General features: G+C 72.3%; 17 protein-coding genes and 1 pseudogene. 16 read left to right on the top strand and 2 right to left on the bottom strand.

Annotated elements, in window-relative coordinates:
• Window positions 1-79 precede the first annotated feature (79 nt).
• The 13 genes and pseudogenes from ACFVZH_RS09625 to ACFVZH_RS09565 all read left to right on the top strand — a co-directional run bounded on the left by ACFVZH_RS09625 (window position 80) and on the right by ACFVZH_RS09565 (window position 9,714).
• A complete protein-coding gene (locus ACFVZH_RS09625) occupies window positions 80-1,183 on the top strand; it encodes a hypothetical protein (RefSeq protein WP_384895039.1) in 1,104 nt (367 codons plus the stop codon).
• A gap of 193 nt (window positions 1,184-1,376) precedes the next feature.
• On the top strand, window positions 1,377-2,090 hold the full coding sequence (cpaB, locus tag ACFVZH_RS09620) for a Flp pilus assembly protein CpaB (protein WP_384895037.1): 714 nt from the start codon (window positions 1,377-1,379) through the stop codon (window positions 2,088-2,090).
• Window positions 2,091-2,097: 7 nt separating this feature from the next.
• Window positions 2,098-3,363 (top strand): CpaE family protein, encoded by a 1,266-nt coding sequence (locus ACFVZH_RS09615; RefSeq protein WP_384895035.1) that lies wholly within the window; start codon window positions 2,098-2,100, stop codon window positions 3,361-3,363.
• Between the two features lie 3 nt (window positions 3,364-3,366).
• Window positions 3,367-3,735, top strand: a complete 369-nt coding sequence (locus tag ACFVZH_RS09610; protein ID WP_384895033.1) for a TadE/TadG family type IV pilus assembly protein — start codon at window positions 3,367-3,369, stop codon at window positions 3,733-3,735.
• Window positions 3,732-4,115: a TadE/TadG family type IV pilus assembly protein gene (locus ACFVZH_RS09605; RefSeq protein WP_384895032.1), complete on the top strand. Its 384-nt coding sequence runs from the start codon at window positions 3,732-3,734 to the stop codon at window positions 4,113-4,115. Before ACFVZH_RS09610 ends, ACFVZH_RS09605 begins: the two co-directional genes overlap by 4 nt.
• A complete protein-coding gene (locus ACFVZH_RS09600) occupies window positions 4,112-5,458 on the top strand; it encodes a CpaF family protein (protein ID WP_384895030.1) in 1,347 nt (448 codons plus the stop codon). Before ACFVZH_RS09605 ends, ACFVZH_RS09600 begins: the two co-directional genes overlap by 4 nt.
• A 115-nt stretch (window positions 5,459-5,573) precedes the next feature.
• Window positions 5,574-6,515, top strand: coding sequence for a type II secretion system F family protein (locus ACFVZH_RS09595; protein WP_384895028.1), 942 nt, complete (start codon window positions 5,574-5,576; stop codon window positions 6,513-6,515).
• Window positions 6,516-6,526: 11 nt separating this feature from the next.
• A complete protein-coding gene (locus ACFVZH_RS09590; protein WP_384895027.1) occupies window positions 6,527-7,414 on the top strand; it encodes a DUF5936 domain-containing protein in 888 nt (295 codons plus the stop codon).
• 213 nt (window positions 7,415-7,627) lie between these two features.
• A complete protein-coding gene (locus ACFVZH_RS09585; RefSeq protein ID WP_384895025.1) occupies window positions 7,628-7,837 on the top strand; it encodes a Flp family type IVb pilin in 210 nt (69 codons plus the stop codon).
• A 35-nt stretch (window positions 7,838-7,872) separates the two neighbouring features.
• A pseudogene (locus ACFVZH_RS09580) lies at window positions 7,873-7,992 on the top strand (pilus assembly protein TadG-related protein); the annotation flags it as partial.
• 45 nt (window positions 7,993-8,037) lie between these two features.
• Complete coding sequence (locus tag ACFVZH_RS09575; RefSeq protein ID WP_384895444.1) at window positions 8,038-8,451, top strand: hypothetical protein; 414 nt, start codon at window positions 8,038-8,040, stop codon at window positions 8,449-8,451.
• A gap of 30 nt (window positions 8,452-8,481) precedes the next feature.
• Complete coding sequence (locus ACFVZH_RS09570; protein ID WP_384895023.1) at window positions 8,482-9,063, top strand: hypothetical protein; 582 nt, start codon at window positions 8,482-8,484, stop codon at window positions 9,061-9,063.
• 9 nt (window positions 9,064-9,072) lie between these two features.
• Window positions 9,073-9,714: an OmpA family protein gene (locus tag ACFVZH_RS09565; RefSeq protein ID WP_384895021.1), complete on the top strand. Its 642-nt coding sequence runs from the start codon at window positions 9,073-9,075 to the stop codon at window positions 9,712-9,714.
• Here ACFVZH_RS09565 and ACFVZH_RS09560 read toward each other — a convergent pair.
• A complete protein-coding gene (locus ACFVZH_RS09560) occupies window positions 9,711-10,640 on the bottom strand; it encodes a hypothetical protein (RefSeq protein WP_384895019.1) in 930 nt (309 codons plus the stop codon). The two genes, ACFVZH_RS09565 and ACFVZH_RS09560, sit on opposite strands and share 4 nt — an antisense overlap.
• Window positions 10,641-10,762: 122 nt before the next feature.
• Here ACFVZH_RS09560 and ACFVZH_RS09555 point away from each other — a divergent pair, with 122 nt between their 5' ends.
• Both ACFVZH_RS09555 and ACFVZH_RS09550 read left to right on the top strand, forming a co-directional pair.
• Complete coding sequence (locus ACFVZH_RS09555) at window positions 10,763-11,149, top strand: hypothetical protein (protein WP_384895017.1); 387 nt, start codon at window positions 10,763-10,765, stop codon at window positions 11,147-11,149.
• Window positions 11,150-11,262: 113 nt separating this feature from the next.
• Window positions 11,263-12,417, top strand: coding sequence for a hypothetical protein (locus ACFVZH_RS09550; RefSeq protein WP_384895015.1), 1,155 nt, complete (start codon window positions 11,263-11,265; stop codon window positions 12,415-12,417).
• Here ACFVZH_RS09550 and ACFVZH_RS09545 read toward each other — a convergent pair.
• Window positions 12,389-12,763 carry a DUF192 domain-containing protein gene (locus tag ACFVZH_RS09545; protein WP_384895013.1) on the bottom strand — a complete coding sequence of 125 codons (375 nt, stop codon included), beginning with the start codon at window positions 12,761-12,763 and terminating at the stop codon, window positions 12,389-12,391. The genes ACFVZH_RS09550 and ACFVZH_RS09545 overlap by 29 nt on opposite strands.
• A gap of 41 nt (window positions 12,764-12,804) precedes the next feature.
• On the opposite strand from ACFVZH_RS09545, the gene ACFVZH_RS09540 reads away from it, so the two are divergent.
• Window positions 12,805-13,545 carry a prepilin peptidase gene (locus ACFVZH_RS09540; RefSeq protein WP_384895011.1) on the top strand — a complete coding sequence of 247 codons (741 nt, stop codon included), beginning with the start codon at window positions 12,805-12,807 and terminating at the stop codon, window positions 13,543-13,545.
• Window positions 13,546-13,828: the final 283 nt, after the last annotated feature.

Below are 13,828 nucleotides of genomic sequence, written 5' to 3'. Positions count from 1 at the left end.
CTGCGGTGATGCCGTGAACGCGGTAAGTGATCCGAGGCCCCCGGTGCGACGGAGGCCGGAGGGGACGGGGGAGCCAGACGTGCCGACAGCCATCGCGGTCACCGGCGCCGACCTGGTGCTGCCGCCGACCGATCCCGGGACCCCGAACGCCGCCGTCCTCCCCCCGCCCGAGGGCCGCCCGCTCGACGCCTCCGTCGCCGACATGCAGCAACTCCTCGCCCGCTACGGGCACGTGGTCGTCGTCTGCCCCACCGCCGCCCCCGCCGCCGTCGAGCGCCGCCTCCTCGCCGTCCGCGGACTCCTTGAAAGCGATCGGATCGCCCTGGTCAGGACGGACCTGCCGCCCCTCGGCACGGCCGTACTCGTCCGCCAGCTGCGCCAGCTCGCGGGCTGCGACTTCAGCCCCGGAGTCCTCGCCTCCGCCGCCCGGCTCCTCGCCCACTACATCTACGCCGGCGCCGTCCTCGGCTCCGTCGCACGCCTCGACCGCGTCCCCGTCAGCCTCGGCTCCCACCTCAAGGGCTGGCTGCCCGGCGCCCACTTCGCCGTCCTCGCCGGACCCACCCCGCAGATCGTGCGCCTCGGCAACGGCGAGACCCCCCTCGCCGGACCCGAGTTCACCACCGAACTCCTCCTCGCCCGCGGCCAGCTCCAGACCGACTGGCCCACCACCACCCTCGCCCCCCGGTGGCGGATCGGCGGGCCCGTCCAGGAGGCCCCGCTGCCCGACTCCTCACCCGGCTGGTGGGGCACCGCCAAGCTCGTCGAGTTCGCCGCCTACCTGCCCGATCTCCCCGTGCTCTACCAACTCGTCTCCTCCGTACGGCGCGAGACCTGCCACTGGTGCGGCATGGACCTCATCGGCGACCGCTGCGGCTTCTGCGCCGCCCCCCTCGCCCCACCCGCCCCGCCCGAACCGACGCTCCGCGCGGCCGCCCCGGCAGGCCGCGGCCCCGGCGCGCTCACCGGCCGGCAGGAGGCCCGCGCCCTGGGAGCGGGGCCGCAGCCCGGAGCCCCGGGGCCCGCCGGCACGTACCCCGCGGGCCTGGGGCCGATCGCCCCGCAGCCGGGCCCCGCGGGCCCGCAGTCCGAAGCCCTCGGGGCGGGCGACCACCCCACCAGAGCGCTCGGCCCCTCCCCGCACACGGCCCCCGCCCCGCACACGACCCGCGCCCTGCCGTGAACCGCCCCGGCCGCCCCGTCCGCCCCGGCGCGACACCCCGCACGGCCCACCGCCGACCGGCCCCGTCCGCCGGCGGCACCCGGCCCGTACGGCCGCCCGTCCGTCAGCCCTGTACGGCATCCCGGCCCGTACGACCCCCCGCCCGCCAGCCCCGTCCGTCCGGACCCACGTCTCCGATCGAGGTAGTACGGTCATGAACTCCCGCCAGCGCCGCGGCGTCATCCTGCTGCTGCTGTCCGTCCTGTGCGCGCTCGGCGCGTTCGCCGGCGTGCTCGCCGTCATCAGCGACGTGAACTCGAAGGTCGGCCCGGAGACCACCGCGTACCGGATCACGAAGAACGTGAAGCCCTACACCACCCTGAACGCGAGCCAGTTCGAGAAGATCACCATGCCGAAGCGCTGGCTCTCCCCGACCGCGATCACCGACCTGCGCCGCATCCAGGGCAAGATCGCCGTCACCGAACTCAAGGCCGGATCACTCCTCCAGGAGGACATGATCGTCGACCGGCCGGTGCTCCAGCCCGGCCAGCAGGAGATCGCGATCATGATCGACGCCGCCACCGGCGTGGCCGGCAAGATCACCGCCGGAGCCACGGTCAACATCTACGCCACCTTCGCCGGCGAGAAGAAGGGCGACCCGTCCCAGTCCCGGATGATCGTCGCGGGCGCCCGCGTCCTCGACGTCGGCAAGCTCACCCCCATCGGCGAACGCTCCGGCAACACCACCCGCACCGGCGGCGCCGAGGCCGTCCCCATCAGCTTCGCCCTCTCCACGCTCGACACCCAGCGCGTCGCCTACGCGGAGTCCTTCGCCGAGCACGTACGCCTCGCCCTCGTCGCCCCCTCCACCGGCGGAGCCCCCGCCGACCAGCGCGACCGCACCTACACGCTCGACAAGGACAAGTGAGGCCGGTATGAGCACCAGGATCCTGCCGGCCGTCGGCGACCCCGACGCGGCCCGGTCCGTCATGACGCTGCTCAGCCAGCTGCCCGACGCCGAACCCGCCCCGCCGGTCACCGACTCCACCCAACTCGTCGACGCCCTCGCCCGCCTCGCCGCCGTCTCCCTCGACGAACTCCCCGAGGTCGTCCTCGTCCACGAACGGATCGGCCCCGTCCCCGCGCTCGAACTCGTCCGCGAGGTCGCCCTCCGCTTCCCCGCCGTCGGCACCGTCCTCATCACCGCCGACGCCAGCCCCGTCCTCTTCTCCGCCGCCATGGACTCCGGCGCCCGCGGCCTCGTCACCCTCCCGCTGGGATACGAGGAACTCGCCAGCCGCGTCCAGGCCGCCGCCCAGTGGTCCACCGGCGTCCGCCGCCACCTCGGCACCGGGGCCGACCGGCCCACCGGCCCCGGCGGCACCGTCGTCACCGTCAGCGGCGCGAAGGGCGGCGTCGGCACCACCGTCACCGCCGTCCACCTCGCCCTCGCCGCCCGCGCCGCCGGACGCAGCGTCGCCCTCGTCGACATGGACCTCCAGAGCGGCGACATCGCCTCCTACCTCGACGTCCAGTTCCGGCGCTCCGTCGCCGACCTCGCCACCATCGCCGACATCTCGCCCCGCGTCCTCCAGGACGCCGTGTTCGTCCACGAGACCGGCCTCTCCCTGCTCCTCGCCCCGGCCGAGGGCGAACGCGGCGAGGAGGTCACCGACCGCGCCGCCCGCCAGATCGTCAGCGCCCTGCGCGGCCGGCACGAGGTCGTCGTCGTCGACTGCGGCTCCCAGCTCAACAGCGCCAACGCCGCCGCCATCGAGATGGCCGACACCGCCCTCCTCGTCACCACCCCCGACGTCGTCGCCGTCCGCGCCGCCAAACGGACCGTCCGCATGTGGGAACGCCTCCAGGTCCGCAAGGCCGAGGAGACCGTCACCCTCGTCAACCGCCACCACCGCTCCACCGAGATCCAGCCACCCCTCGTCCAGAAGATCACCGGCACCCGCATCGCGGGCGTCGCCGTCCCCGCCCACTTCAAGGAACTCCAGGCCGTCGTCGACGCCGGCCGCCTCCACGAACTCGACGCCAAGTCGACCGTCAAGCAGGCCCTCTGGGCCCTCGCCGGCGAACTCGGCCTGGCCGGCGCCCCGGCCGCCGAAGCCCCCGGCAAGCCCGGAAAGCAGCTCGCCCGCGCCGGCGACCGGGGCTCCCTCGGCCTGCGCCGCCGCACCGGAGGACGCTGACCCATGGCCGCGATCCGGGACGACGACAGAGGGCAGGTGGCGGTCGAGTTCCTCGGCATGGTGCCGCTGATCCTGCTCACCCTCGCCCTGCTCTGGCAGGTCGTCCTGGTCGGCTACACGTACACCCTCGCCGGGAACGCGGCGGACGAGGCCGCCCGCGCGGCGGCCGTCGGCGACGACTGCTCCGAAGCCGCCCTCCGCCACCTCGACGGAGCCTGGAAGAGCGGCGCGGAGCCGGCCTGCTCCCGAGGCGGAGGCATGGTCACCGCGGTCGTCACGATCCGGGTTCCCGTGCTCTTCCCCGGCGTGGGCGGACTCTTCCCGGTGAAGGCGAAGGCCGCCGCCGTGGACGAGGAGGGCATGCGGCCGTGAACGGCGACCCGCGCCCGGGGCGGCGCGACCGGGGCCAGGCAGCCATCGAGTACCTCGGCTTCCTGCCCATCCTGCTGCTCGTCGGACTCGCCGGGTTCCAGCTCGGCGTCGCCGCGTACGCCGCCCAGCAGGCGGGCACGGCGGCCCGCGCGGCGGCGAGAGCGGCGAGCAGCGACACCGAGGACGGGCCCGACCCGGAGACCGTGGGCCGCGCGGCCGCCGACTGGGCCACCTCCGTCTCCGTCACCGAGGGCGGCGGCGAGGCCGTCGCCACCGTCACCGTCCGCATCCCCTCCGTCGTGCCCTTCTGGAGCTTCGGCGACGTCACGAAGACCGCCACCATGCCCCTGACCGAGACGACCCAGGAGGGCCGGCCATGAGCCTGCGCGCCCGGATCAACGCCCCCGAGGAGAAGGGCGGAGGCGCCGCCGCCCGGGAGGACGGCCACCTCGTCGCGTCCTTCCGCGCCAAGCTCCTGGAGGAGATCGACCTCACCGAGATGTCCGCGCTCGCGGCCGCCGAACGGCGCGCCCGCCTGGAGCGCGTCCTCGGCCACATCATCAGCCGCGAGGGCCCGGTGCTCTCCACCGCCGAACGCGCCCAGCTGATCCGCCGCGTCGTCGACGAGGCCCTCGGGCTCGGCGTGCTCGAACCGCTCCTCGAAGACGCCTCCATCACCGAGATCATGGTCAACGGCCCCGACCAGATCTTCATCGAACGCGGCGGACGCGTCGAACTCCTCCCGCTCCGCTTCGCCTCCCACGAGCAGCTGATGCAGACCATCGAGCGCATCGTCTCCACCGTCAACCGGCGCGTCGACGAGTCCAACCCGATGGTCGACGCCCGGCTCCCCTCCGGCGAGCGCGTCAACGTCATCATCCCGCCGCTCTCCCTCACCGGGGCGACCCTCACCATCCGCCGCTTCCCCCGCGCGTACACGCTCCACGAGATGATCGGCCTCGGCTCCCTCGACGAGCAGATGCTGCTCCTGCTCTCCGGACTCGTCCAGGCCAAGTTCAACCTGATCGTCTCCGGCGCCACCGGCACCGGGAAGACCACCCTCCTCAACGCCCTCTCCGGCCTCGTCCCGGACGGCGAGCGGATCATCACCATCGAGGACTCGGCCGAACTCCAGCTCCAGCAGTCCCACGTCATCCGCCTGGAGGCCCGCCCGCCGAACATCGAGGGCCGCGGCGCCATCTCCATCCGCGACCTCGTCCGCAACTCCCTGCGCATGCGCCCCGACCGGATCATCGTCGGAGAGGTCCGCGGCGGCGAGACCCTCGACATGCTCCAGGCCATGTCCACCGGCCACGACGGCTCCCTCGCCACCGTCCACGCCAACTCCGCCGAGGACGCCCTCATGCGCCTCCAGACCCTGGCCTCGATGTCCGAGGTCAAGGTGCCGTTCGAGGCGCTCCGCGACCAGATCAACAGCGCCGTCGACGTCCTCGTCCAGCTCACCCGGCACCCCGACGGCACCCGCCGCATCACCGAGATCTCCGTCCTCGCCTCCCACGGACGCGAACGGTTCCTCCTCGCCACCGTCTGCCGCTTCCAGGCCCAGCCGCTCGCCGCCGACGGACGGGTGTACGGACGATTCACCTACCACCCGCTGCCCCGCCGCGTCGCCGAACGCCTCTACATGGCCGGACAACCCATCCCGCAGGCGTTCGGCGTCGCCGCCACCGACGCCCACCTGGCCACCCGAGAGGCGGAATGATGACCGACGCCCGTCACGCCACCCGAGTGGGCGCAGCGATGACCGACGCCCGTCACGCCACCCGAGTGGGCGCAGCGATGACCGACGCCCGTCACGCCACCCGAGAGGCGCAGTGATGACCGACCCCTTCTGGCTCACCGCGGGCGTGACGCTGCTCGCCTGCGCCCTCGGCATCACCGGCGTCCAGCTGTACGCGAGCGGCGCCCGCCGCCACGCCGCACTCGTCGCCCGGTTCGACGAGACGGGCGAGCCCGAGGCCGCGGGCCGCCGCCGACGCCGCTTCCGGGGCGTCGACCGGCGCGTCCGCCGGACCGCCCTCGGCCGGAAACTGGAACTCCGGATCGCCGCGACCGGCCTCGACATCACCCCCGGCGAGTTCACCGTGGCCCTCGCGGTGACCGTGGCCGTCCTCTGGACCGTCGGACAGGCCGCGCTCTCCCCGTTCTTCGGCCCGATCTGCGGACTCCTCGGCATCTGGGTCGCCCTCGGCTACCTCAACTGGCAGCGCCAGAAACGCATCGAGAAGTTCATCAACCAACTCCCCGAACTCTCCCGCATCCTGGCCAACGCCACCCAGGCCGGACTCGCCCTGCGGATGGCCCTCAGCCTCGCCGCCGACGAGATGGAGGCCCCCGCAGGCGACGAACTGGAGAAAGTCGCCCAGCAGTTGGCCGTCGGCACCTCCCTCGACGACGCCCTCGGCGAACTCGCCGAACGCCTCCCCTCCCGCGAACTCGTCGTCCTCGTCACCACCCTCGTCCTCGCCAACCGCGCCGGCGGCACCGTCGTCTCCTCCCTGCGCAACCTCACCGAGACCCTGGAGGAACGCAAGGAGACCCGGCGCGAGGTCCGCACCCAGCTCTCCCAGGTCAGCATGACCGCGTACGCCGTACCCGTCATCGGCGTCGGCTCCCTTCTCCTCATCGACAACATGCAGCCGGGCGCCCTCGACCGCATGACCGGCTCGGGCATCGGACAGTTCGCCGTCGTCGCCGCCTTCGCCCTGTACGTGGTCGGCTTCGCCGTCATCCGCCGCTTCTCGAAGATCGACGTATAGGAACGGCCGCCGTGGACCTCCTCCTCGCCCTCCTCGCCGGCCTCTCCGTCGCCGGTGCCTGCTACGGCCTGCGCCTCTACCGCGCCGACGCCCGCCTCCCCGACGACCTCAAACTCGCCCTCGAAGTCGGCGCCACCCGCACCGGCGCCGTCGACTCCGCCGTCGACCGCCTCGGCATGCGCTGGTCACCCGCCGTCCTCCGCCTCATGGGCCCCAAACGCGTCAACGCCGTCCGCCGCCGCATCGACCTCGCCGGCAACCCCGGCGGACTCACCATCGACCGCTACGGGGCACGCCGCGCCGTCTACGGCTTCCTCGGCGCCCTCGGCGGCCTGCTGATGATCAGCAAGGGCTCGTACCTCGTCGCCCTGCTCCTCCTCGCCTTCGGCGCGTTCTGGACCGAGGTCGGCATCTGGTCCGCCGTCCGCATCCGCAAGGACCAGATCGAACGCACCCTCCCCGACTTCCTCGACGTCCTCGCCGTCGTCGTCTCCGCCGGCCTCGGCTTCCGCCAGGCCCTCGAACGCGTCGCCGAGAAGTACGAAGGCCCCTGGGCCGACGAACTCCGCATCACCCTCCGCCAGATGGACATGGGCGTCAGCCGCCGTCAGGCATTCGACGAACTCCGCCGCCGCAACGACTCCGAACAGGTCGCCCAGTTCGTCACCGCCCTCCAACAAGGCGAGGAACTCGGCGCCCCCATCGTCGACACCCTCATCCAGATCGCCAACGACATGCGCCGCACCGACGCCCAGAACGCCCGCCGCAAAGCCGCCAAAGCCGTCCCCAAGGCCACCATGGTCATCACCACCCTCATGGTCCCCGCCACCATGATCCTCCTCGGCGCCGGCCTCTTCCTCGGCACCGGCACCGACTTCGGCTCCGTCACCGGCGAGTGAACCGTCCGCCCACTGACATATTCCGCCGAAACCCCTTCGCCCGCACAACACCATGTGCCACAGTGCGGACTGAGTGTGAGGGAGGTGCAAGTGATGGACCCGTTCGCCCCGGGCGCCGACACCCGTCAACCCACCGCGACCCACCCCTCCCACCCGGCCACCCGGCCCACCCAATGATCCACACGCAGGCGTCTCAACGCGGAGGGGACCACGATGAACGACGCGATGCTAAAAGCCCTCACCAAAGCCAAGCTCCATCTGACCAGCCGCACCCAACCGAAGGACCGCGGCCAGACGGCGGTGGAGTACCTGGGGATCATCGTGGTGGTGGTGGCGATCGTGGTGGCGATCACCGGCACGGATCTCGGTCAGTCGATCAAGGGTGCGATCGCGGAGAAGATTGCCGAGTTGACTGGCGAGTAGCGCGGAGAGGGTCAGGGGACTCCGGGCAGGCGTTTCCCGTCTACATCGCCGCGATCGCGGGCCTCTTGTTCCTGGCCTTCGTCTATTTTGCCGTGGGACAGGCGGCTTCCACTCGCAATGGCGCCCAGACGGCTGCCGACGCCGCAGCGCTCGCAGCGGCTCAGGACGCACGCGAGCAACTGCGCGAAGGATGGCTCGCTGTGATCCTCGACCCCGCGCAGTGGGACAGGTTCGTGCGAGGCGAGGCGTACGTCGACTCTTCGGCGTGCTGGCAAGCGGCCGTGTTCGCGGCCCGGAACGAGGCAGAGTTGTCGGGTAGGGGCTGCGTGCCTCTCTCTGCGGGTGTCGCGGGATTCGGTGTGACGGTACGGACGACGGGCTCGGAGCCACGGCACGCAACTGCTTCTGCTGAAGCGGTGATCGAGCCCCGCTGCACGTTCACGGCATCCGCTCCCCCCACGGAGCCCACGCCCGATCCGACGCCATCCGATGGGGCAGAGGAGGAAGCCCCAATCGAAGGTCTCGTGTGTGACGGTGAATCTTGGGACATCGATCCGGAGAACCCGAGCCTCCCGGACGCTGTCGACCTCTTCGCCGTCCAGTTGTCCGAATGACCGGCGACGACTTCTAAGGAAGAGCGGTAGATGAACGTGCGGGACTCATTGAATCGCCGGAGAGCGGTGGCTGTCGTCGCCTTCGCTTCGGCGGCCCTCCTCGTGACCGGTTGTGGAGCCGAGGAGAAGCCGAGGGCGGATAAGCCCGGCACGACCACCACTGCGCCTGCGAAGACTCAACCGGGGAGCGCGCAGCCAAGTTCTGAGGAACCGGCGGAGGTCGTGGCGGTTCTCAAGGGGCGTAAGGGGCTTGAGCTTGCCATCAACTCGGTTGAACGAGACGCAGGTGGGTTTCTTACGATCAAGGGACTTCTGCGGAACTCCTCAGAGTCGAGCCACGCTGTGCCCCCCCAGACAAGTGGCGACGAGACGGAAGTGGTCAAGCACGGCACATCGTTGGGTGGCGCCACGCTTGTTGACCCCATCGGCAAGAAGCGTTACTACGTTCTGCGGGACACGGATGGGCGGCCTCTGACCACAACGGGTCTTGGTGTCGTATCTGGCGGCGATTCGGTCGACGTCTTCATGCAATTCCCCGCACCCCCCGCGTCCACCGCCGAAGTCTCCTTCCAGTTGCCCACGTTCGAACCCGCCACCCTCAAACTCTCCTGAGGCGACGCCATGACGACGACGAAACGCCGTATCGCCGCGCTGGCGCTCGCTTCCGTGGCGTGGTGGCCGGTGGTTGTGCCGGCCGCGTATGCGGATGATCCGCCGGGGTCGGCGGGGAGTGCGGGGCCGTTGCCGGTGATTGACGCGAACGCGCCGGGGTTGATGCTGCCCGACGGTGCGACGCTCGCGCCTGCGAAGGTTCTGGACATCAAGCAGATCGTGGAGGAGGAGGGCGGGGAGCAGCGGCGGCAGGACACGAATGTGGATGTGACGTTCGCGCTGCAGGCGGAGGTGTTGTTCCCGAAGAACAGTGCGAAGTTGTCGCCCGCCGCCACCGCTCGGATCTTCGCGATCGCGGCGGAGATCAACAGGATGGGGTCGGGGCGGGTCAGGGTGTTCGGGTTCACGGACAACCTGGGGACGTACGAGCACGGGTTGAAGCTGTCGAAGCAGCGGGCGGTGGCGGTGCAGCAGGTGTTGGCGCGGAGTCTGGACCCGGGGACGACGTTCGATATCCGGGGGTACAGCGAGGACTATCCGATCGCGGACAACGGGTCGGAGGAGGGGCGGAAGAAGAACCGGCGGGTGGAGATCTCCTTCCCCCGGACCACGGGCTCGGGTTCGGGTTCGGGTTCGGGCACGGCGCCCTAGCGCGACAGGGCGGCCAGCGCCGCGAGGATCGTGGTGGTCATGCGGTGCGGGTGGTGGAAGACCTCCGTGGCGGTGAAGCGGAGGACGCGGCGGATGTCGGGGCAGGACTGGAGGGCGTTGAAGCGGGCGATGTCGCGTTCGTGGGCGCGGCGGGTGCCGTGGAAGGCGTAGCCCTCGATTTCGACGGCGAGGCCGGCGGGGCGGAAGAGGAAGTCGGGGCGGAGGGGGCGTCCGTCGGGGGTGTGGAGGGTCGGCTGGGATTCGGGGATGAGGCCGGCGTCTCGTATGCGGAGCCGGGCGACGGTTTCGGCGGGGGAGCCGGAGGAGGGTTCTGCCCAGGGGAGCCAGGCGCGGGCGCGGGTCGAGCCGGGGCGGCGGGTGGTGAGTTCGGCGGCGAGGTCGTCGTACCGGAGGAGGGCGCCGCGCCGGACGCCGTCGACGGCGCGTGACGCGAGTGCGGAGTCGGCGGTGACGACGGCTTCCTCGCGGGTGCGGGAGCTCCGTATGAGGTCGGCGACGGTGCGTGCGGGGGTGGTCGTGCGGAGCCCTCGGCGGGTCGTGTGGTCGCGGTCGGTGAGGTGGGTGGTGGTGTGGAGGCGCAGGCGGTGGTCGCGGGTCGGCCTGGCCGGGGGCGGGGCCGTGAAGTGGAGGAGGTCCGGGGGGCCGTCGGTGCCGAGCTGTTCGATGCGGTGGAGGTGTGCGGCGGTTCCGTGGCTGCAGACGAGGTCCGGGCGGAGGTGCTGGAGGGCGGCGGCGTGGACGCGCCAGTCGACCTCTTTGCCGGGGGCGGCCCAGGCGCCCCGGCAGATGCGCTGCCAGCCGTCGCGGCGCAGGCGGGCGGCCAGCCGGCCGGGGGGCCAGCCGGTCGCGACGGCCCGGGCCGTCAGGAGGATCCCGCCTCTGGCGAGGATCGCCAACTCGTACATACGCGCAACGATCCACGGAAGAGGGACACTTCGCACCCCCTGTGGAAAACCCGTCGAAAGACGTCGTCAGGAAAGCGCAAAAGTGGCGGGACGCATGCGCTGAGCGGGAGCATTCTGGACAGATGACGACGAGTCCGAGCGAGACGCCGGGTGCGGCTCCGAGTGTGCAGTTGGTCAGTGATCTCGTCACGCGGATCCCCGAGTTCCGGGACGCCTACGAGGTCCATGTGTTCCATCAGGGCGGTGTGCAGCCGCACGTGTTCTTCTGGGACGTCGTGCAGGACACGGTCCGTTCGTTCCTGGGCGAGTCCCCGGCCGCGGCCGACTGGCGCCGCACGCTCGACTTCCTCGAGGAGCAGATCTGCCGTGGGGTCGTCGGCATCGACGAGGTCATCGTCACGTCCTTCCTCGGTGACCTGCCCTCCCCGCAGGAGCCGGGGCACGGGATCGTGCAGCAGCTCGGCCCTGTCATGGCCGCGAAATTCGGCCGGATAAGGCCACTGGGCTGACCCGGTCCGTCACCCGTCCCCGTCACCCGGTTCCGCCGCGTCGGCCCGTCGTGTCGGTCCGCCGCTCCTGAGGTGCCCGGGGGCCGTTCCGGGTGCCCGGGATAATCGTTTCCATGTCCCGGTCCGTCCTTCCCCGCCCTTCCCGCCCCTCGCTGCCCGTCGGCCCCTCGCCGCTCACCCATGCCCGTACTCCGCTGGCCGCCGCGCTCGGCGGCTATGTCGCCACCCGTCTGATCGGTCTCGCCGTGCTGGCGGTCGTGGCCGGTGTGCAGGGCAAGGACGGGATGCACCGGCTCAGCGGTCGCTGGGACTCTGTCTGGTATGTCCGGATTGCCGAGCATGGCTACGGGTACGAGGTGAGGTTGCCGAACGGCGACGTCCACTCCGATCTGGCGTTCTTTCCGCTGTTCCCGGCGTTGGAGCGGGGGCTGGCGGCGGTGCTGTCGGTCGATGCGGCGACGGCGGGGCTGATCGTCGCGTGGAGTGCGGGGGTGGCGGCGGCCTGGGGGATCTACCGGTGTGGTGCCCATGTCGCCGGGGAGCGGGCGGGGGTGCTGCTCGCGGTGCTGTGGGGGGTGTATCCGACGGCGTTCGTGCAGTCGATGGCGTACACGGAGACGTTGTTCACGGCGCTCGCGGCGTGGTCGCTGTACGCGGTGCTGCGCGGGCGGTGGGTCCTGGCCGGGGTGCTGTGCGCGGCGGCCGGGCTGACCCGGCCGACGGCCGCCGCGCTGATCGCGGCGCTGGGGATCACGGTGGTGGTGACGGTCGTACGGGAGCGGAGGCTGCCGCCGGCGATGGCGGTCGGGGTGCTGGTGGCCCCGCTGGGCTGGCTCGGCTACATCGTGTACGTCGGGGTGCGGGAGGGGAGCGCGACCGCCTACTTCGAGGTGCAGGCGGCCTGGGGGAACTCGATCGACGGGGGTGTCGCCCTCGCCCGGTTCATCGCGGGCCTGCCGTGGCCCGCGGCGCTGGGGCTGTGCGCGGCGCTCGGGCTGCTCGGCCGGCTGGTGGCCCTGTGCGTACGGCAGAGGCAGCCGTTGCCGCTGCTGGTGTACACGATCGGGGTCGTCTTCGTGTCCCTCGTGGGCGCCGCGTACTTCGGTTCCCGGCCGCGTCTGATGATGCCCGCGTTCGGGTTGTTGCTGCCGCCGGCCGTGGCGCTCGCGCGCCTGAGGTCCCGTACCGCCCTGCCGGTGCTGGCGGGGCTGGCGCTCGCCTCCGCCGTGTACGGCGCCTTCACGCTGCTGGGCTCGGGTCCGCCGTGACGTCCACGCGCACGCGTGCACCCGGCCGCAGCCCCCATCCGGCCATGGCGCCCGCCTCCGCCTCCAGGACGTGCCGGCCGCGCGGCCGGAGCATGCCGAGCCGGCCCGGGCGCATCGTGACGACGGAGAGGACCGTGAACGAGCGGTCGAGGTGGGCGACGTCGATCGGGAACCGCATGCCGAAGGTGTGCACGCTGTTCGTCCGCACGATGAGCATCGCCCCGGCGACCCCGTCGCGGCCGAGGAGCCCGCGCCGCCGTGCCCGGTAGGAGGCCGCGATCTCCAGCGACACGTCCTGCGCGTCCGGGGCGGCGAGCGTCCCCGTTCCGTCCTTCCATTTCCCCATGAGCAGGAACGGTAGCCGTACGGACCCCTAGGGTCGGGTCCGTGTACACGTCGATGATCGCCGTCGCCGCGCTGTGGGGGGCCGCCGCCGGGCTGTTCGTGCCTCGGGCGGCGTACCGGCTGGCCGTGGAGCCCGAGGAGCCGTGGCGGGACCGGTGTCCGGCCGGGCACCCGCTGGTGGGGCCCGCGCGCGGATGGCTCGGGGGGCCGGGGCGGCGGGAGTGCGCGACGACGGGCGGGCCGCCGGTCGCCCCGCTGCTGACGGCGGTGGCGTGTGCCGCGCTGGCGGCGGCCACGGACGGGCAGCCCCGGCCCGAGCTGGTGGTGTGGCTGCTGGTGGCGCCCTTCGCGGTCCTCCTCGGCTGTGTGGACGCGCGGGTGCGGCGGCTGCCGGACGTGCTCACGCTGCCGCTCGCCGTCGCGGTCCCGCTGCTGTTGGGCGGGGCCGAGCTTCTGCCGTACGAGGCCGGGTCCTGGCGGCTCGCGCTGCTGGGCGCGGTGACGCTGGGCGGGTCCTATCTGGTGCTGAACCGGATCAATCCGGGCGGTTTCGGGCTCGGTGACGTGAAGTTGGCGGTCCCGCTGGGCGCCGCGCTCGGCTGGTACGGCTGGGGGGTGCTCTTCAGCGGTGCCTTCGCGGGCTTCCTGCTCGGCTCGGTGTACGGCCTCGGTCTGATCGCGCTGCGGCGGGCCGGGCGGTCCTCGACGATCCCGTTCGGGCCGTTCATGCTGGCGGGCGCGCTCCTCGGTCTGCTCCTCGGATCGTTCACCGCGCTGCCCTGAGCGCCCGCGCCGCCGTCCCCGGGGCCCAGCCGCCGTCCCCGGGGCCCAGCCGCCGTCCCGGAACCCCGCCGCCGTCCGCGGCATCCCGCCGCTCCGCGGGTCCGGCGTCCGGTCGGCGGAAGGCGGGGCTCCGGCCGGCCGGGCCGCGTCAACGCCGGGCCCGTCCCGGCCGGTCCCTCTTGGGAGGGACGGAACTCCGCCGCCGCGCCGGGGCGCAAACCCGCCACGGGCCGCCACAGCCCTTGTCCCGCTTGGGATCCGGCGAATCCGGCGGCGTTCGTTC

This window comes from Streptomyces sp. NPDC059534, assembly GCF_042743475.1.
Classification (GTDB): Bacteria; Actinomycetota; Actinomycetes; order Streptomycetales; family Streptomycetaceae; genus Streptomyces.
This window is presented reverse-complemented; position numbering and strand designations above follow the sequence as displayed.